Origin of the sequence: Sanguibacter sp. 25GB23B1 (assembly GCF_040012415.1) — a bacterium.
Taxonomy (GTDB): Bacteria; Actinomycetota; Actinomycetes; order Actinomycetales; family Cellulomonadaceae; genus Sanguibacter.
The window spans coordinates 69,355-87,287 of sequence record NZ_JBDYKL010000002.1; the positions used below are offsets into that span (position 1 = coordinate 69,355).

16 protein-coding genes and 1 pseudogene are annotated in these 17,933 nt (G+C 67.7%); 5 read left to right on the forward strand and 12 right to left on the reverse strand.

All coding sequences use genetic code 11. The features are described from left to right. Positions 1 to 21 precede the first annotated feature (21 nt). A complete protein-coding gene (locus ABKW26_RS01750; RefSeq protein WP_348590689.1) occupies positions 22 to 1,815 on the reverse strand; it encodes an ABC transporter ATP-binding protein in 1,794 nt (597 codons plus the stop codon). Between the two features lie 81 nt (positions 1,816 to 1,896). Between ABKW26_RS01750 and ABKW26_RS01755 the strand changes: the two genes are divergently transcribed. The 3 genes from ABKW26_RS01755 (at position 1,897) to ABKW26_RS01765 (ending at position 4,587) form a co-directional block, all read left to right on the forward strand. Then, positions 1,897 to 2,565, forward strand: a complete 669-nt coding sequence (locus ABKW26_RS01755; protein WP_348590690.1) for a TetR/AcrR family transcriptional regulator — start codon at positions 1,897 to 1,899, stop codon at positions 2,563 to 2,565. Between the two features lie 145 nt (positions 2,566 to 2,710). After that, positions 2,711 to 3,892, forward strand: coding sequence for a Fic family protein (locus ABKW26_RS01760; RefSeq protein WP_348590691.1), 1,182 nt, complete (start codon positions 2,711 to 2,713; stop codon positions 3,890 to 3,892). Positions 3,893 to 4,350: 458 nt separating this feature from the next. Further along, complete coding sequence (locus ABKW26_RS01765; protein WP_348590842.1) at positions 4,351 to 4,587, forward strand: SOS response-associated peptidase family protein; 237 nt, start codon at positions 4,351 to 4,353, stop codon at positions 4,585 to 4,587. 41 nt (positions 4,588 to 4,628) lie between these two features. On the opposite strand, the gene ABKW26_RS01770 is transcribed toward ABKW26_RS01765, so the two are convergent. The 6 genes and pseudogenes from ABKW26_RS01770 to ABKW26_RS01795 form a co-directional block, all read right to left on the reverse strand. Beyond that, complete coding sequence (locus ABKW26_RS01770; RefSeq protein WP_348590692.1) at positions 4,629 to 5,549, reverse strand: hypothetical protein; 921 nt, start codon at positions 5,547 to 5,549, stop codon at positions 4,629 to 4,631. A 100-nt stretch (positions 5,550 to 5,649) separates the two neighbouring features. Then, positions 5,650 to 6,255 carry a hypothetical protein gene (locus tag ABKW26_RS01775; RefSeq protein WP_348590693.1) on the reverse strand — a complete coding sequence of 202 codons (606 nt, stop codon included), beginning with the start codon at positions 6,253 to 6,255 and terminating at the stop codon, positions 5,650 to 5,652. Between the two features lie 55 nt (positions 6,256 to 6,310). Further along, positions 6,311 to 6,899, reverse strand: a pseudogene (locus tag ABKW26_RS01780) (recombinase family protein). Between the two features lie 134 nt (positions 6,900 to 7,033). Further along, complete coding sequence (locus ABKW26_RS01785; RefSeq protein ID WP_348590694.1) at positions 7,034 to 7,426, reverse strand: GntR family transcriptional regulator; 393 nt, start codon at positions 7,424 to 7,426, stop codon at positions 7,034 to 7,036. Then, positions 7,423 to 8,382, reverse strand: coding sequence for a hypothetical protein (locus tag ABKW26_RS01790; protein WP_348590696.1), 960 nt, complete (start codon positions 8,380 to 8,382; stop codon positions 7,423 to 7,425). The genes ABKW26_RS01785 and ABKW26_RS01790 overlap by 4 nt, the downstream gene beginning before the upstream one ends. Positions 8,383 to 8,599: 217 nt before the next feature. Further along, positions 8,600 to 9,742 carry a dihydrofolate reductase family protein gene (locus tag ABKW26_RS01795; RefSeq protein ID WP_348590697.1) on the reverse strand — a complete coding sequence of 381 codons (1,143 nt, stop codon included), beginning with the start codon at positions 9,740 to 9,742 and terminating at the stop codon, positions 8,600 to 8,602. Between the two features lie 99 nt (positions 9,743 to 9,841). On the opposite strand from ABKW26_RS01795, the gene ABKW26_RS01800 reads away from it, so the two are divergent. Together ABKW26_RS01800 and ABKW26_RS01805 are read left to right on the forward strand one after the other, a co-directional pair. Next, the gene (locus ABKW26_RS01800) at positions 9,842 to 10,267 is read left to right on the forward strand and encodes a helix-turn-helix domain-containing protein (RefSeq protein WP_348590698.1); all 426 of its coding nucleotides are present in this window, start codon (positions 9,842 to 9,844) and stop codon (positions 10,265 to 10,267) included. Next, complete coding sequence (locus ABKW26_RS01805) at positions 10,264 to 11,025, forward strand: DNA alkylation repair protein (RefSeq protein ID WP_348590699.1); 762 nt, start codon at positions 10,264 to 10,266, stop codon at positions 11,023 to 11,025. The genes ABKW26_RS01800 and ABKW26_RS01805 overlap by 4 nt, the downstream gene beginning before the upstream one ends. An 89-nt stretch (positions 11,026 to 11,114) precedes the next feature. On the opposite strand, the gene ABKW26_RS01810 is transcribed toward ABKW26_RS01805, so the two are convergent. The 5 genes from ABKW26_RS01810 to ABKW26_RS01830 form a co-directional block, all read right to left on the reverse strand. Next, the gene (locus ABKW26_RS01810; protein WP_348590700.1) at positions 11,115 to 11,339 is read right to left on the reverse strand and encodes a hypothetical protein; all 225 of its coding nucleotides are present in this window, start codon (positions 11,337 to 11,339) and stop codon (positions 11,115 to 11,117) included. A 1,263-nt stretch (positions 11,340 to 12,602) separates the two neighbouring features. Beyond that, the gene (locus ABKW26_RS01815; protein WP_348590701.1) at positions 12,603 to 13,136 is read right to left on the reverse strand and encodes a DUF1629 domain-containing protein; all 534 of its coding nucleotides are present in this window, start codon (positions 13,134 to 13,136) and stop codon (positions 12,603 to 12,605) included. Further along, positions 13,133 to 15,133 (reverse strand): AHH domain-containing protein, encoded by a 2,001-nt coding sequence (locus tag ABKW26_RS01820; protein WP_348590702.1) that lies wholly within the window; start codon positions 15,131 to 15,133, stop codon positions 13,133 to 13,135. Before ABKW26_RS01820 ends, ABKW26_RS01815 begins: the two co-directional genes overlap by 4 nt. A 738-nt stretch (positions 15,134 to 15,871) precedes the next feature. After that, positions 15,872 to 16,690 (reverse strand): ABC transporter permease, encoded by an 819-nt coding sequence (locus ABKW26_RS01825; protein WP_348590703.1) that lies wholly within the window; start codon positions 16,688 to 16,690, stop codon positions 15,872 to 15,874. 1 nt (position 16,691) lies between these two features. Beyond that, complete coding sequence (locus tag ABKW26_RS01830; RefSeq protein ID WP_348590704.1) at positions 16,692 to 17,909, reverse strand: ABC transporter ATP-binding protein; 1,218 nt, start codon at positions 17,907 to 17,909, stop codon at positions 16,692 to 16,694. Positions 17,910 to 17,933 lie beyond the last annotated feature (24 nt).

Below are 17,933 nucleotides of genomic sequence, written 5' to 3' on the forward strand. Positions count from 1 at the left end.
GCTGTCCAGCCGCTCAGCCGTTCAGCCGACCGGCGCCGGACCGATCCGCAGCGCGGCGACGAGGTCCGCGTACAGCTCGTCGGAGGCGAGCAGCTCGGTGTGGGTACCGGTGGCGCGCACCCTGCCGGCGTCGAGCACCACGATCTGGTCGGCGTCCATGACGGTCGAGAGCCGGTGCGCGATGGAGACGACCGCGCCGGCACCGGCGAGCTCACGGATGCCGGCGGTGACCGCCGCCTCGGTCAGCGCGTCGAGCTGTGCGGTGGCCTCGTCGAGCAGGAGCACGTCGGGGCGCGCGACCAGCGCCCGGGCGATCGCCACACGCTGGCGCTCACCGCCGGACAGCTGCCCGGCCGTGACCTCGGTGTCGAGGCCCTCGGGCAGCGTGCGCACCTTGTCGGCGAGGCGCACGGTCTCGAGCGCGTCCCACACGCGTGCGTCGTCCGCGTCGGGGGCTGCGTGCACGATGTTCTCCCGGACGGTGCCCGGCACGATCGGGGTGTCCTGCTCGACGTAGCCGATCCGCCGGCGCACAGCGTCGGAGGTCCACACGCGGTAGGGCGCGCCGTCGAGGAGCACCTGCCCCTCGGCTGGGTGCAGGAACTTGAGCAGGAGGGAGAGCACCGTCGTCTTGCCTGCGCCCGACGGGCCGATGAGCGCGGTGTGACCGCGACGCGGGACGTCGAACGTGACGCCGCTGAGTGCGGCTGGGCCCTCGGGGCCGTAGCGGAAGTGGACGTCGTCGACGACGAGCACCGGGCCGGCGTCGGAGAGCCCGCCCAGCGGTGCGGCGCTCGCACCGGGAGCGTCGGTCTCCTGCGGCAGGGACGTGACCTCCTCGATCCGGACCGCCGCCGCGAGGCCCGACTGCAGGGAGGTCACGCTCATCGTCAGCATCATCACCGGCCACATGAGGCCGAAGACATAGAGCAGGAAGGCGACGAGGGTGGGTACGTCGAGCGCCCCGGTGGTGACGCGGTAGGCGCCGAAGCCGAGGACGACCAGCACCACGAGGTTGATCGCCACTCCGGTCAGGGTCCACGCGGCGGCCTCGATGCGCACGGCACGCACACCCAGCTGGGCCGCACGGTCGACGTGACCTCCGAGGCGGTCCAGCTCGCGTGGCTCGGCGCGGCTGGCCTTGACCGTCCGGAGCGCGCGGGCGACGCCGTCCAGCCGGCCGCCGAGCTGGCCGAGCTCCTCCTGCACCTCCTGCTGCAGGCGCGCGAGCATCGGCATGAGCGCCATCGCCAGGGCCGCGCCGACCGCGATCACCACGACCGTCGCAGCGAGCAGCACGAGGTCGAGGTAGGCCATGAGCACGAGCGTGCCGACCAGCGAGACCGCTCCGTTGACGAGGTAGGCCAGGCTGCTCGTCGCAGCCTCACGGATGAGGGTCGTGTCGGACGTGACCCGTGACACCATCTCCCCGCCGGTGCGGCCGGACATCGCGTCGGACCGGGCGCCGAGCACCCGCCCGAGCATGGCGCGACGGGCGCCGCGGACGATGCGCTCGGCCATCGTCCCGAGCAGCACGGTCTGGACGTAGCCGATGGCGGTGCCGACGACCAGCACGCACACCAGGAGCGTGACCGGACCGGTCAGGGACTCGCCGGTCTCGAGGCCCTCCAGCACCGACCGCGTGACCAGCGGGCTGATGAGCTCGGTCGCCGTGGCGACGAGGCCGAGCGCGGTGGCCACGGCGAACGTGACGCGGTGCGGGCGGACGTACGCCATGAGCAGCCGCCACCGGGGCGGAGCATCGGACGGGCCGGTGGCGTCGGGGGTGGTCGCGACGCCGGTGTCGGCAGCCATGATGCGACAATACTGTCGCACTTTGAGGCTGACAAGACCCTTTTTCGGTCGCTGACGTCGCGATGATCTATGCTGCGGCGTATGCCGTCCTCTCCTGCTCCGGTGGTCGAGCCCGACCCGGACCCCGGCTCCGTCGTCCCGCCGTCCGGCGCGGAGGGGCTCGAGGCCGCGCCCGACCAGGACACCCCTGTCCGACGACGCACCCGGCGGGCCATCATCGATGCCGCGGTGCGCACGTGGGCGCGTGACTTCGCCGCCCCGCTGAGCGCCGTCGCGGAGCAGGCCGGGGTGAGCCGCAGCACCCTGCACCGCTACTTCTCGGACCGCCCGGCCCTGCTCGACGCCTGTGTCCGCACGGCTCTCGAGGTCTTCGGAGAGGCCGGGCCGTGCGACGACGGATCCCGCGGCCTGCCTGAGCCGCCCGTCCTGGACCAGCTCATGAGCCAGCTCGAAGGGCTGGTCCAGCGCGGCGACTGGGTGCTGTTCGTCTGGACCGACCCGTCGCGGTTCTCCGACCACCCGCTCGCCGAGGACCTGGTGGGCGGCGAGGACGACGCCACCCTCGCCCTCATCCGACGCGGCCAGGCCGAGGGATCGCTCGATCCCGGCGTCCCGGCCGACTGGTTGCTGGGGGTCTACTACTCGGTGCTCTACTGCGCCGCAGAGCAGGCGGTGCGGGGCGCGATGCCACCGCACGAGGCGGGGCGGCTCGCGGTCCGGACGCTGAGGGGCGGCATCGCGCCGGCGTGACCTCGCCCGAGCGGTCCGGGTCCTGCGGAAGCGAGAACAGCACACTCGTTGCTCTCGCTTCTAGGAACAAGCGAGAATAGCAAGGTTGATGTTCTCGGTTAGGAGCAACCATGACTCACCATTCTTCGTGTGCGCCGAGCCCGTCGTGACGCTGCACGGCGCCGCGACGGGCCTTCAGCCGCACGACCACGAGGTCCTGCCCTGGACGTCCAGCAACGGTCGCCGCTCCGAGATCAGCGAGTACACCGCTTCCATCCCGCCGATGATCGCCGACCTGCCGCTGACCGCCTCTCCAGACCTCTTGGAAGCCAGCCGGGCCGCTCAGGTCGGCATCGGCGTCCTCGAGCGCACCTACGCCGACCAGCTCGCCACCCTCGAGCCCTTTCTCCTGCGCACCGAAGCCATCGCATCCTCCCGGATCGAGGAGGAGCTCACCACCGTCGACCAGCTGGCCCGGGCGCAGCACGGGATCAGCGCGCCCAGGACGGCGCGGACGGTCAAGGGCGCGATCGACGGGCTCAGCCTGCTCGTGACCCGCGCCGCTGACGGTGTGGGCCTCGACGACATCCTCGCCGCGCACCGGCCGCTGATGGCCGACGACCCCCAGGAGAAGTGGTCCGCCGGCCGGCTGCGCGCCGTCCAGAACTGGATCGGCGGCTCCAACCGATCGCCCGCGGGCGCCGTGCGCGTCCCACCGTCGCACGAGCGCGTCCCAGCGCTCATGGACGACCTGGTCACCTTCATGCGCCGCGCCGACATCGACCCGGTCCTGCAGTCCGCCGTCGCCCACGCCCAGTTCGAGTCCATCCACCCGTTCACCGACGGCAACGGACGAGTTGGACGCTCGCTCATCAACGGCGTCTGGCGCTACCGGGGCGTCACCACCCGGATGGCTGTGCCGGTGGCGTCGGCGATCGTCGCCGACCGCGAGCACTACTTCGCGCTTGTCAACAGCTACCGCAGCGGAGACGTCGAGAAGTTCGCGGCGTACCTGGCCGACGCCACTGCGCGGGCGACCGAGGAAGCATCGGTCTCCGCTCAGCGTCTGATCGCCCTGCCAGAGCAGTGGCGAGAGCGCGTGCACCCGCGCGGCGGGTCCGCGGCGGCAGCGCTGCTGCTGCTCCTGCCGAGCCACCCGATCGTCGATGCACACGACGTCGCGCGCCTGACCGGTGCGTCCCAGGCGCGTGCGTACGCGACCATCGAGCGGCTCGTCGATGCTGACGTGCTGCGCCTCATCACCCAGTCCAAGCGCGACATGGCCTGGGCGGCAGGCGAAGTGCTCGACGAGGCGGACCTCATGGTCGACCGGCTGCGCTCGAGGTGACGACTCCGCTCGTGCCGCAGTTCGCGGCGCGCACCGAGCACGCGACGACCGCCGCCCACCTGCTCAGTGAGGAGGTCGGCCGACTGACCGAGCAGGTCGAGCGGCTCAGGGGCCGACGCCGTTGAGCAGAGCGCTCGTGACGCCCGGATCAACGAGGAGGGCCCAGTCCAGGTGCGTGCCGCCCAGGACGAGGCCCGCGCAGCGCGTGGCTGATTTCGTGGCCGAGACCGCGCGCGCCCCAGTTGAAACGTGAACGCGGCTATGAATGGCATGTTCCACTCGGCGTTCGCCGGCGCCCGGGCGTTCGTGCCGATGATCGGGTACTACGAGTGGGAGGCGCTGCCGGACGGTAAGCAGCCCCAGTTCATCCACGCTGGCGACGAGCTCCTGGCGGCCGCCGGCCTGTACGCCCCGCGCAAGGACCCGCCACGGGGGAGTGGACGCTGTCGTTCACGATCATCACGCGCGAGGCCCGCGACGCCTCCGGTGAGGTGCACGACCGGATGCCGGTGTTCCTCGAGCACGACGTGTGGGACGAGTGGCTCCACCCCGAGAAGCTCGAGGACCCGAAGGCGATGGTGGCGATGATCGACGCAAGCTCGCAGGCGATCGCCGCCACTGTGACCACGCACCTGGTGAGCCGCGCCGTGAACAACGTGCGCACGGTCGACCCCGCACTCATCCGATCGATCTAGGTGCCCTGGCGTGCGGTCGTGAGGCACCGCCAGCCCACGATCTACCCCGGAAGTTGAGCCAGAGCCTGCTCGATCGGCGCGACCAGCGCCCCACCAATTGCGCCAGCGGTTCCGGAGGCGAACACCCCTCTGATTCTCGTGAGGATGTCTCGCACAAGCCCCGGGTCGGCATTCACGTCGGTTGCTTCTGCGGCATCGAGTTCTCTCTCCAGCTCCCCGCGGTCAGCTCCTTGAGCGACGAGCACGTCGAGTACCTGGCGCACCGCGGCCAGTGTCTGAGCTACGGCCTCAGCGGCGCCGCTGGTGACAGAGTTGCTCTGGTTGACGTCCCTGCTACCCAACGCGAAGTTCCCGGAGGAGCCATGGATCTCAGTGTTGAAAGTCTGGTGGGGTACGGACCTGGAGGAATCATTCACGCTTGCATCGTGCTCCACGATCTCAATCCCCTCAGCCGTGATCTGCGGTCGCGGGATGCCCGCACCGTTCGAACCTTCACCCCGGATGTAGCCCTTCTCTCGGAGCCATCGAGACGCGCTCTGAAGTTCGCGCTTCTGAAACGGAGCACCGTGGAACTGGTTGTGCTCTGATTCGAGGAAGCGATCGAGATAGGTAGGCCTGTCGATCCCCTGGCTGTAGATCCAGCTCAGAAGACCGTCACGAAGGGCGCCGTTTCGTCGGGCCGCAGAGTCGCGAGCGCGGCGGACTCGTTCCACGACGTCCTCTCCGGCCGACGTGATGTAGGCACCGCTGAACCCGGCCAGACTGCGCTCCGAGTTCACGAGCCTGCCTTCCACGAGGTCTCGGATCGCGTTCTGTACCCCATCACGGCCGAGGTCATCCTCGAGTGCGCGTGTGGACGTCTCCCGAGACGCCGACCGCTCTGGAGAGTCATATACGTACTCAAGGACCCGAAGAGCCCGAAGGCTCGGAGTCGACAACATCGGCTGGAGAAGATCAGACACATGTCCTCATCTCTATGGTGGTTCCGCGCGGCGGTGCGCCGATCCTCACCGTACTCAGCAACCCTGAGCGCACCGCGGCGGGACGACAGCTATGCCCCGTTCAGCGACGACCGATCGCATCGCGGGCCGTGTGGAGCAAGTGTCCGAGGCCGAACGGAAGAGTGGCTTCGGCGGTCTGGCGGATAACTGATGCGAGAACGTCGGCGCCGGAGCGTTCGACGATGTCCACGTTGACGAGTGGATCCCGCAGGATCTCGACATCTGGCGCGTTTGCGACAACCAGGGTGACCTCACGGGACTGTCCCTTCTTCAACAGGGAGGGGAGGAACGACACGGTCGCCGAGACCGTGCCCACCGCCTGGAACATGACGTAGTTGGGGTGCGAGGAGCGTAGAGCGCCGTAGAACGTGCAGCCGGCTAGCCCTACGGCGAGCCCTGCACCTGCATCGAACCTGTCGCTAGAGATGTCGACTGATCCGATGTTGACCAGTTGAAGGGTCACGAGGTGCGCCTTCGGAACAGGAAAGTCCTTGTAGTGGACCTCGAGAAGTTCCTCGCTCGACTCTTGCTCTAGCAGCGGGAGAACTTCCCAGGTGAAGAGCAGCCGTCCGCGACGGTTGCCGTACTTCCGGGTCACCCACACCGTTATCGCAGCTCCGAGAATCGTGGCGCTGATGCCGAGGAGGGCGATCTGGAGAGGAGTCATGTGCTCATGATTGCGTACCAGAGCGATCGCTCGTAGGCGCAGTGCCTCGACCGGTCTATTGAAGAGCCCCGATGCGCCTGTACAGCGTCGCGCGGGACATGCCGAGGTCGCGGGCGACTTGGCTGGCGGGCTCGCCGGCGGTGATGAGTCGGTGGGCGTTGTGGATCTGGCTGTCGGTGTACTGGGGTCGGCGGCCACCGAGGTCTGTGCCGGCGGCGCGGCGTTTGGTGACGGAGTCGCTCACTCGCTCGTTTGATCTCGAGCTCCATCTGGGCGAGGGCGGCCATGACGGTGAAGATCATGGCGCCGGTCGCGGTGGAGGTGTCCATGCTCGCTCCGCCGAGGTTGAGCACCCGCAGGGCTGCTCCTCGGGCGCGGAGGTCGTCGGCGAGGGTGAGCATGTTCGCGGTCGAGCGTCCGAGGTGGTCGAGGGTCGTGATGACGAGGGTGTCGCCGGCGTGGAGCGCGTCGAGTGCCCGGTCGAATTCTGGGCGGCGTGCTCGAGCTCCGCTGACGCCGTGGTCGACGTAGAGGTCGTCGCGGCGCGCGCCGGCCGCGGCGAGGTCGACCACCTGGCGGTCGGTGCTCTGGTGACGGGTCGAGACTCGCGCGTAGCCGATGAGCTTCCCGCTCGACGTCGTCATAATGTCTCGCAACCCAGGTTCATGACATAGGAAGTACAGTTCACTTGCGAGACATAGGTACGAGACACGCGGGTCATGAGCGCCTCGCTGTTTCTCCGACGTCGTCGACTGCACCGACGAGACGTCTTGCAACCCTAGGGTTGCAGGACGGCGCTAGGGGCATGTGCGGAGGCCTCCGCTAGGAGGGCGGACCGGACGAGGTCCAGGACGTCGGAGTCGCTGATGCCTTCGGTGCGGGCGGTGGCGACGAGGTGACGAGCGATGTCCTGGGACCGGCCAGCTGCACGCGTCGGTGCTGTCACGACGGTGCCGAAGCGTCGGCGTGTGGTGACGTGGCCGGCGGCCTCGAGCTCGCGGTACGCGCGAGCGACGGTGCCTGCTGCGATTCCGAGGTCGGCGGCCAACGTGCGCACGGTGGGCAGTCGGTCGCCTTCGCTCAGCGCGCCCGCGGTGATCAGCGCGCCAACCTGGGCGCGGATCTGCTCGTAGTGCGGTGTGGTGGAGCTCAGGTCGACGGCAATCCTCACGACGCAACCGCCACGGCGAAGGGGGCAGTCCGGTTCCGCTGTCGCCTGCGCACCGGGACGACGGTGAAGACCAGGCCCATCACGAGGACGACGACGGCCAGCATCACGAGTCCAGTACCGAGGTACTGCTGGGCAGGCGACCCGAACGCGACGTGGCCGCCCGCGTCGCCCTCGATCCACCAAGGCCCCAACGACTGATGCACTCGTCCGGCGGCGTACAGGACACCCGCCGTCGTGAGTGCAAGCACGAGTTGCACGCCTCGGGTGACGTGCTTCGCTGAGCGGCGCCGCAGGTGCAGGTCCCACTCGGCGGAGACCCCGACGACCGCAGGCCGCAGGGCTATCAACCGCAGCACGAGCTCGGTCGCCACGACCGTGATCACCATGACTGAACCTATGAGCACTCCGTAGTACCAGCCCGGGTACGGGCCGATCGCCTGCGTGTACTGGCCTGCCCGTCTGATCATGGTCCGGGGGCCATCGGCGACCAGTCCGAAGATCACGAGCAGGAGCACCCCGGTGCCGGCCCAGGCGAACACGAGCCGCCGCGGCCAGGCGGGAGCGACGTCGGCAACCGCCCGGCGCGTCAGCTCGGCTTCGCGGACGACCCCCGACGGCTGTGGCCAGGTCAGCTGACCGATCGCTTGCGCAACCAACAACGAGACCCCGGCCAGGGCGGGCAACAGGGCCAGGACCCGTCCATCCCGCCAGGGCACAACACCCAGCACCGAGCCCCCGATCATCCACGTCAGGATCGACGCCATCACGACTACGCCCACCACGGAAGCCAAGGTCGCGTGCCGGTTCGCCCTCGACGCCGCCTGGGACGGCGTCGGAGTACGACGCGCATCCCAGACCAGCACGCCCAACACGGCCGCCAGGACCAACGCCACCGCCCCGAGATAGATCACCGCAGTCACCCACGAGACGCACACGTAACCGGCCGTGACGCTCACGCACACGTTCCCACCGTCAAACCACACGTCGCCCCCTCATTGGTCATGATCAATGCACAATAAGAGCGTCGCCATGACGACGTCAAGAGGCTCAGTTGAGAGCCGCCGATCGCCCAAAGACGCCCGCCGGGCGACCTGTCCGCGGGAATCGGTCGACGAGACGCCTCGCAACCCATGGGTTACGAGACGTCTCGTCGAGCTGTTCGTGGTGTGCCCGCTAGGGGGTGCGACCGATGAAGGCCATGAGCTGATCCACGGGGTCGGGGCTGGAGGTCTCGATTGCGGAGCCGTACTGACCGGAGGACCGCAGTACCGACTCCATCGATCGGAGTCCGGCGAGAAGTTCCGCCGCGAACTCGGGCTCGAGGTGCGGGTCGAGCTTGGAGGAGCGTGCGAGGTCCCAGGTGTGCATGAAGACGTCGGCGGTGTAGACCCGGTCGATCGTGTTCGCGACCGTCGAGCCTGCGAAAGGGCCGTCGGCGACGGTGGTGTTGGCGGTTGTGTCGTCGAGCAGCTCTTGGACCGCGTGGCTGCGTGCTGACCAGCGCTCGGCGAGGTCGCCTTCTTCGGCTGGGGGGAGGGTGATGCCTGTCCATGCCGTCAGCGCCGGCGGGAACCAGTCCAGGAGGTGCTCGACGACGTCGCGCGCTTGCCACTCGGGGACGGGGGACCGGGCTTCCCAGTCGGTGGTGGCGGCGATCGTGTGGCCGAACCGCTGGGCGAAGGATCGGTGGCGTGCGGCGGGTGAGCCGAGAGCGTTCGTCTCCGGTGATCGGGTGCGGGTGTACGTCGCCCTGACGGCGCCCGAGTCTGTGGCCTCTGCGGATTCGATCACCCAGCGGGAGCGTGCGCGGACCGTGTCGAAGAGCGTCGGTCCGCTGCCCATGATCTCGGGTGCATGGGTGATCTCGAGGGTGTCCACGAGATCGGCGTCGAGCAGCTGACGGATGATTGACTGGCTGCTCAGGATGCGGATGTCCCCCTCGCCGGTCTGTTGCAGCGACCGGACGACTTCGGTCGGACTGCCCTGGGCATGCTGAGACCCGGTCCATGCCAGGTCGCCCTCGTTCGTGCTGAAGACGATCTTGTCGACCGTCTCGAGCCACGTGGCGAAGGCGTGGTCCCTCGGGTCCGCCGCCGGGTCGTGGGCTACGTGCGGCCAGTAGCCGTGGAAACCTTCGTAGTTGACCCGGCCGAGCAGGACCGTGGTGGCTGACGTCATCTGTACTAGTGCGTCTCGAGCCTGCTCGCTCACGCCGTGCCTGGCGATGGGGCTCATGTCGGCCGGGCCGCCGGGCCCCGTGGTTCGGCCGTCCAATGTGACGACGATGTTGGCGATCACCTTGCGCTGCGTCGACATCTGACCTCCTGGTGAAGTGGTTGCGAAATGTAACTACTTGACACGGGGAACTGTATTCTTGGTAGTAGTGATTCGCAATCACTTCTGGAGAGGAGAGTCGTGGCACTAGCCGAGCCGCGTTCGCGGTGCCCGATCAATCGAGGCGTGGAGCTTCTGGGAGATGCGTGGAGCCTGGTGATCCTGCGCGATGTCGCGTTCTGCGACCGGCGCAGCTTCCGTGAGCTGCTCACGCGGTCAGGCGAAGGCATCAGCCCACCGATGCTCTCTCGCCGGCTCCAGCACCTTGTGTCGATCGGCCTGCTCACCAAGGAGGCCGCGCCGCGGGGCAAGGTTGGTCGTTACTCACTGACGGAAGCAGGCATCCAGCTCGTGCCGCTGCTGTTCGAGCTGGCACGGGTCGGTCACCTGCTCGACCCCACCACGGAATCGACCGAACCGCGCTTCGCCGCATGGCAGGGCGGCCCCGACGAGATCGGTGACTACCAGGACGAGCTGCGGGCGCACCACCTCACGGAGGGCTCATGAGCGAGCCGCACCGCTCCAGCGACGGCACGCGCGCGACTGCGGCAAGTCCGCATGGTGGGCTCCGAGCCGGCAACGCCCAGGATGCGCTCTCGATCCTGCAGACGATGGCGACCCCGGACAACCGATCAAGCACCGCGCGACGCATCCCCGCCGACCAGGTCATCGGCGTGCGGATGAAGGACGTGTTCGACCTCGCGAAGGCCTCGTCCGAGATGGACCTCGACGAGGTCCAAGCACTGCTGCGCAGCCCGTGGTACGAGGGACGCCTGACCGCGGTCAGCATCCTGGACTTCCGGGCTCGTCGACGAGGCCGGGACGAGCCCGACCGTGCAGCCATCTACGCGATGTACCTCGACGAGCACGCGCACATCGACTCCTGGTGCCTGGTCGACCGCGCAGCACCGCGCGTCGTCGGGGACTACCTCCTGACGCGCCCGCGCGACCCGCTCCTGGATCTGGCGCGCTCGGCCCGCCCGATGGAGCGCCGCACAGCGATCACGGCCGCCTTCTGGCTCATCAGGGCACGAGATCTGGAGGACCCGTTCCTCCTGGTCGACATGCTGCTCGACGATCACGAGCACTTCGTGCAGACCTCGGTCGGGATCGCGCTCAGAGAGCTGGGAAAGATCGATGCCCCTCGCACCGCCCGTTACGTCGAGGAGAACCGAGCTCGTCTATCACCTGCCACTCGACGGCTAGCGCGCGTGTCACCAAAGAGAACACCGGAGCCGAAGAAGATCGAGCCTCACAGCCTCTGACGACGGCCGCCACGAGACGTCTTGCAACCCATGGGTTACGAGACGTATTTGGGCAGGGCTTCGCTGTCGAGCTGTGCCTCGCAAGTCGTTCATCGCTGACGCGAGAACAGCGCCTCGATCAGCTTGATCACGTCAGTGCGCTCTCGTGGCGTACGCAGCACGAAGGTCCGGAACAGGACCTTGATGGCCATGGTGATGATCAGCGCCGCTGCTGCCACGAAGAGGATCAGGCTGAGGACGCTTTCGAGAGAGATCCCGGTATGTGCTGCGAGGAGGAGGGGGATGGACGCTGCGATGAGTGGTGCGCGTTTCATGGTTTCTCCAGGTCGAGTGAGCGACCGTCGCTCACTGTGCCGATGCCCGGGCGGATCGTTCGGCTGCCGCTCTGTTTTCGGGCACAAAAAAGGCCCGCCGGAGCGGGCCTGCTGGTTGGTGTGAAGTTGGACTATCGGCGTGCCGCACGCAGGACGTGCAGTGAGTCGAAGAGATGCTTGTTACCGTCTCTCCCGGTGGGGGAGAGGTGGCCTCGTTTGACCCACATGCGGATCGTGGACGGGCTCACACCGACTAGTCGCGATGCCTCGAGGGCGGTGATCGGGCGCTGGTATCGAGGGGCGGCCCGCGGTTCCTGCACACGCTGCGTTCGAAGGTGGATCTCTCGGCCGGCACGTTCGACCTCCTCGCGCATGTAGAGGGCAGCGGTGCCGCGGGTGCCTGAGCGTTGGAGGTAGCCACGAGTCACCCACTTCCTGATCGTCGCCGGCTGCACGTCGAGGTGTCGCGCCGCCTCGACCGCGGTCAGGAGATCTGACGGCAGCTTGCAGCGGGGAGGTTGGGGTGGAGGAGGTGTCGGGCGCGGCGGGGGAAGGGGCGCGTCCGGTTGAAGCTGTGTGCGCAGCTCTCGGACCAGCGGGGGGTCCAAGGGCTGGGAGGCTGACCGTTGAGGGTAGCCGAGCACTCTGGCCGCCTCCATCACCGTGAGGGATGGGACGCCGATTTCCTTGGCGAGCTCATAGACGCGGATCAGTGCCATAGGTGTGACAGTGTGACAGGCCGGCCCCGTTGGCGGCTCTGCGGGGTGGGGAGATCCGTTGGAAAACGGCGCAAAAAAAGCCCCCGTGAACGAGGGCTTCCTGTCTGAGGGTGTATTCATCCCCCACTGCGGTCACACTAACTCGATTTTTCGAGGGACGCAATGCTCATACTGTCCTGACGGCTGAGGAGGGTGTGCTGAACGAGCGCGGACCAGACGCTCGGTTGGGGCGAGCTCTAGCCCGGTATGACGAAGGCCCGACCGCTGCTGCGGTCAGGCCTTAGGTGCAGATCTTCTATCCAACCTCAACCTAGCGTTACACCTCTTGCTTCCGCAAGGGGCTACCGCTCAGTCGAGGCACGACACATCCACCGCACCAGACGGTACACCTCAAGCCCCTTGCAGAGGACGATCCACGACCTTGGAGGTGCGCGAGGACAGGGGCGCCGGTGGCTCCCGATCTCCACCGTGCGGTGTGTCGTCGAGCTCCGCGCCGGGGAGTCTAGGTGGGCGACTCAGACGGTTGATCGTCTCGGATGTGGGTTCAGTCGACGAGGCGGACGGGGTCGATGTCGAGGCCGGTGAGTTTGGCGTCGAGGAGGGCGGTGCGCAGGGTGGCGCTGATGATGACGTTGCGGCCGTAGTCGTGGGAGGGGAAGAAGTGTCGGCCGGCGATCTTGCGGGCGGACAGGACCCAGCGGATGGGTTGGCCGTTGGGTCCGAAGGTGGACGCGTCGGGGTCGAGGACGTCGGGCCGTTCGGTGAAGTGGGCGATGCGGTAGTCGCCGCGCTGCCCGTCGGTGCTGGTGACGACGGCCGGCATCCATTGCACGGCGTCGAGCTCGCCCAGGTGGGACTGGACGATGTCTGCCATGCGCACGCTGAACAGGCGCACCAACGTCCCGGGCCAGTCCGGGGCGGGTCCGGCCCGACGCCAGTTCCACTCGGTCACGGGTGGGTCGACGAAGGTTCCGTCTTTGTGGAGGCGCTCTTTGAAGATGCGCCCGCCCGCGGTGAACGCGCTGTAGGAGCCGTCGGTGGGGTGGAAGAACGCTGAGGCGGTGTAGTAGCTGGTCATCGGTAGCACTTCCAGTAGGAGAGTCGCACGATCGTCGGGTCGGCCTTCACAGTGTCGACGACCCACGTGGTGAACAGGTCGATGAACGCCTGTGTGTTCCCTGCGCCAGCTTGAATAGCGGCATTCTCGAAGTTGGTCATGACCCAGTCGTGGTACTCCTTCGGGTGCCGGCCTCGGTGAGCCATCGGGACCAGGTTCCATACTCCGGCCTCATCCACCACGTCTAGGTTCAGGTTGTAGTCGTCGAGGATGTCTTGAAAGGTCTGCCCGTAGAGGGCGAACCTGGTGGCCATGTGGTGCTTTTCTATTGGCAGCTGGTTGATCAGGGCGTCGCGCTGGGTGGGGCTGAGGCAGTTGGCAGGTGGTGGTACGAAGCCTCCCGCACCGGCTGGGGCGGGCTCGGGTTCTGGTTCGGGGGTGGGGAGGTCGTCGCTGGAGTCGGAGGCCCACTCCAGGCATTGGCCTGTGGAGTTGATCTCGTCGCAGTCAGGCGTGAAGGTGTCGAGCTTCTTGCCCAGCGTTGAGGCATGGACCAGGGCAGTGATGGCCAGGTCGACGCCGTCGCTGTCTGCGACCCACTGCAGGGCGGGCTGCAGACCGCCACCGTTCCCGCAGACCTCATTTATGTCGGGAACGGTGACGAGCGCGGTGGCCGCCCGGTCGGCCCGGACAGCCTCGGCGAGCGCCTTGCAGGCAGTGTCCGTGTCGTTGTCGTAGCGGCGGATCAACTTCGAGCGAAGGGTCGCAACGAGGCCGGTGTCGAGCTCGAGGGAGGGCCACTCGGTGATCTCGACGGTGCCATCGGCGCCGGCCTCGGCGTTCGGCAAGACCTGCCCCGGGTCCCGGAAGACCGCGCACGCGCTGAGGGCGACCGTGTATGGGCCCCAGTGGCACTCATAGTCGAGGGCGCGGGTGGGGCTGATGTACCACTCGGCGCAGAGCGTGGCGAGCGGTCCGCAGGTGGTTGACTCGGTCGAGGAGGTCTTCTCGAACAGCTGGAGCAGGCACGTCTCGTTCAAGCAGTTCGGGTACTCAGTCGGGATGTCCCGCACCCAGGCGGGTGTCGCGGTTGATGGCGTGACGATCTGCGGCCCGCCGCCGAGAGGCGTCCAGATCGACTCGAAGGTCACAACGACCGAGCCCGCGGGGCAGTTCAGCGCTGGGAGCTGGATGTCGCCAGACTGCGCCACGGTTGCGGAAGTCGACGACGTGTACGTCTGACCGTTCGAACACGTCACCGAGCGGCCGTACGCGCCCGTGCCAGCAGGTGTGCCGGTGGGTGCGCCTACCGCATAGGGTGGCAGCCATCTTGCGTGATATTCGCTCGGATACGGAGGGCTATTGAGCAGGCTGTATCCCACCGTGCCGCCCACGATGACGTTGTACGGTCCGCAGTCGTACGTGCTGGTGACTGTCCCGGTGAGAGCGCCTGACCAGCCAATCGACGTGCTATCCCCGCCGACCTCGAAGTTGGCTGGGCGATCGATGGTCGCGGCGCAACCGAAGCGCATCTTCCACGCCGCCGCCTGCTGGTACCCAGGCTGATGAGTGACGGTCTCAACAACCGTCACCTGGTGCCGGTCCGCGGAAACTGTCACGGAGTCCACAGAGTAGATCTTCCCGTACATACCCGATGTGTATGCATAGGCGGGCAATTTATCCCAGCCAGGACCGATCCCAGGACCTGGAGCTAGGCCTGCTGGCGTGTCGCCGATGTGCAACCATCCGGGTAGCCAACCGAACATGCCAACACCGGCGACGGCGGCCCCTGTGTTGAGTGCCGTTTGACCCATGGTGACGGAAATTCCAGCGACTCCTGCCGCGGCAGGAGCGGTCGCGACGGGAATGTTGGCGACTCCGTTGGCTGCAAGGAAGGCGTCATCAGCCACCGAGAAGCCCACAAAGACCTCATCGTTCAAGACGGCCACGCCGGTCGGATTATCCAGGGACGACCATCCTGCCTCCGCGGCAGGGACCGGTCCGGCGAGAAGATCCATGAGCAACATCGCTGACGCGGCGACAAAAGCAGGAACAACTCGCGACCGAACGAACCTCACATCGACCCCTTCGAAGACATAACTCGCATACAACTCCGGGCGGGCAGCTGTCCCGCTGCGCCAAACAATCCGAACAGTAGTGGCTCGATGTTGAGACGGCCATGTTCTTCACCCTGAACTTCGCCAACCCTGGGTTGGTGAGATAGTCGATGCATCGACCAGATCCGATTTTTGTCGATCCAGCAGGCGGGCCCATCGCCTCGGCCATCGCGCTGGCGGCGCGGCCTACTACGCTCCGTACGCCGCCATCAAGCAGGGCCAGCCCGGGCAAGACGGCCGCGATCCGCACGAGATCACCCTGCGTTTCGCAGCCGGAGACCTCACTTATGAGCAGATTGTCGATGAGCTCTCGCGGTGGCCGCGCGCTCTGCCTGACGAGCTTGAGGGACGGATGGACGACCTGCTCGACGAGGAGCGTCGGAGGAGAGGCGCGCGCGTGTCCGTGAACGACCGTCCATGAGACACGGGTGCCGGGCGCGTCCCGGATCGGCGTGTCGTGTCTCATGGCTCGTGTCCGAGACCTATGTGCCGCGAGGCACGTTGACGGGACGTCCTCGGCATGGCTTTGACCGGCTGCGCCCGGACGTCGCTCCCGGGAGCAGCTCCGCTGGCCGGGCGACGCCGGTGACCGTCGTCGACGGTCTGCTCGTCCCAGCGAGACGCATCGGCAGGGTCGCCTCAGATGACGTCTGCGAACTCCCGCTCGAGCTGCTGGAACACGAGCGCCCCCGCGACGAACACGCCGAGGCACACGACGACGGAGGCGCCGATCTGCCACGTCTCCGGAGCGGGCGTGCCGAGCAGGGACCACCGGAACTCCTCGAGCAGCCACGTGAGCGGGTTGAGCGAGTAGAGCGTCTGGAGGTTCGCGGGCACGGTGTCGAGCGCGTAGGCGACGGGTGCCGCGAAGAGCATCACCTGGACGAGCCACGGGACGATGTACGCGACGTCGCGGTACTTCACCATGATCGCCGACGCGGCGAGACCCACCCCGGCGCCGAGCAGGAGCATGAGCACCACCCACACGGGCAGGAGGAGCACGGGCCACCCGGGGTTCACGCCGTAGACGACGAGCAGCGCGATGCCGAGGCCGAGCGCGACGACGAAGTCGAGGAGCACGGACAGCGTCGTGGAGAGCGGCACGAGCATCCGTGGGAAGAAGACCTTCGACACGAGCGCCTGGTTGCTCACGAGCGAGGGTGCGGCCCGCGTGATGACGCCGGCGAAGAGGTTCCACGCGAGCATGCCCATGTAGCTGAAGAGGAAGTACGGCACACCGCCGCTGTCGAGCCCCGCCACCCGGCCGAACACGACCGAGAAGATCCCCGCCGCCACGACGGGCTGCAGGAGCACCCACGTGACGCCGATCGCCGTCTGGCGGTAGCGCAGGATGATGTCGCGCCGACCGAACTGGTTGAGCACCTCCCGGGCCTCCCACAGCTCGCCGACGCCGGGCAGCGAGAAGCGGCGCGGTGGCGTGATGACGATGGTCCCCATGTCAGCTCCGCTCGTAGGTGAAGTCGGCCAGGACGAGGCCCTTGGTCATCGCCTCGTCGGCGGCGAGCTCCGGGTACGGGTTGGTGGGCAGCACCTCGAACGCGGCGGCGCCCTCCCAGGCGTCGAGGATCCCGGTCTTGCACACGTAGACGTCGATCGTGTATCTCCCGGGCTTGAGCCACGGGCCGTGCAGCGTCATCGTCACCTTGTGCTCGTCGGCCGGGTCGAACCAGGCGCCGACGAGCCGCGAGTCGCACTGCGCTACGACGGACCCGTTGAGGTCGTTGACGTGACAGGACACGAAGTACTGGCCGACCGCGTCGCGGTTCGCGTCGAGGTGGATCCGGACGCCCTTGGGCCCGTTCGGGTCGAACGCGTCGGAGTCGAGCGTCACGGACCGCGCGCGGACCTCGCCGGAGCCGGGACGGCGCTCCGGGTCGGTCTGGGCGAGGGCGAACGCCTCGAAGCTGTTCCGGTACCTCTCGAGCGCTCCCGAGACCTCGCCCTGGTAGACGAGCCGGCCGGAGTCGAGGTAGAGGGCCGAGGAGCACAGTGCGCTGACGGTCTGCGCCTGGTGGGAGACGAACAGGACCGTGCGTCCGTCCTTCGCGACGTCGCGCATCTTGGCGAGCGACTTCGTCTGGAACTCCGCGTCGCCCACGGCGAGGACCTCGTCGATCGCGAGGATCTCCGTGTCGAGGTGGGCAGCGACCGCGAAGGCGAGCCGCACGTACATGCCGGAGGAGTAGCGCTTGACGGGGGTGCCGAGGAACTTCGCGACGCCGGAGAACTCGACGATCTCGTCGAACCGCCGCGCGATCTCCTTGCGGTGCATGCCGAGCAGCGCGCCGTTGAGGTAGATGTTCTCGCGACCGGTGAGCTCGGGGTGGAAGCCGGTGCCGACCTCGAGGAGGCTGCCGATGCGCCCGCCGAGCTCGATGCGTCCGCGCGTGGGCGCGGTGATGCGGGTGAGCAGCTTGAGGAGCGTCGACTTGCCGGCGCCGTTGCGTCCGATGATCCCGACGGCCTCCCCCCAGGGGACGTCGAAGGTCAGGTCGTCGAGCGCGTCGAACTCCGTGTGCTGCGCTCGACGCAGCGGCCGGCGCAGGCGCTTGACGGCAGCCTCGGCCGCCGTGGTGGGTCTCTCGCCCGACGCGCCGATGCGGTAGGTCTTTCCTAGACCTGCGACCCGTATGGCTGGATACTTCGTTTTGTCCACGTGGGCACGCTATGGCCCGCTCGA

Bases quoted from the DNA above. Each gene is read 5' to 3' on its own strand.
- ABKW26_RS01750 (WP_348590689.1), bottom strand. From the start codon at position 1,815: ATGGCTGCCGACACCGGCGTCGCGACCACCCCCGACGCCACCGGCCCG.
- ABKW26_RS01755 (WP_348590690.1), top strand. From the start codon at position 1,897: ATGCCGTCCTCTCCTGCTCCGGTGGTCGAGCCCGACCCGGACCCCGGC.
- ABKW26_RS01775 (WP_348590693.1), bottom strand. From the start codon at position 6,255: ATGACTCCTCTCCAGATCGCCCTCCTCGGCATCAGCGCCACGATTCTC.
- ABKW26_RS01795 (WP_348590697.1), bottom strand. From the start codon at position 9,742: ATGTCGACGCAGCGCAAGGTGATCGCCAACATCGTCGTCACATTGGAC.
- ABKW26_RS01805 (WP_348590699.1), top strand. From the start codon at position 10,264: ATGAGCGAGCCGCACCGCTCCAGCGACGGCACGCGCGCGACTGCGGCA.
- ABKW26_RS01810 (WP_348590700.1), bottom strand. From the start codon at position 11,339: ATGAAACGCGCACCACTCATCGCAGCGTCCATCCCCCTCCTCCTCGCA.
- ABKW26_RS01815 (WP_348590701.1), bottom strand. From the start codon at position 13,136: ATGACCAGCTACTACACCGCCTCAGCGTTCTTCCACCCCACCGACGGC.
- ABKW26_RS01820 (WP_348590702.1), bottom strand. From the start codon at position 15,133: ATGGATCTTCTCGCCGGACCGGTCCCTGCCGCGGAGGCAGGATGGTCG.
- ABKW26_RS01825 (WP_348590703.1), bottom strand. From the start codon at position 16,690: ATGGGGACCATCGTCATCACGCCACCGCGCCGCTTCTCGCTGCCCGGC.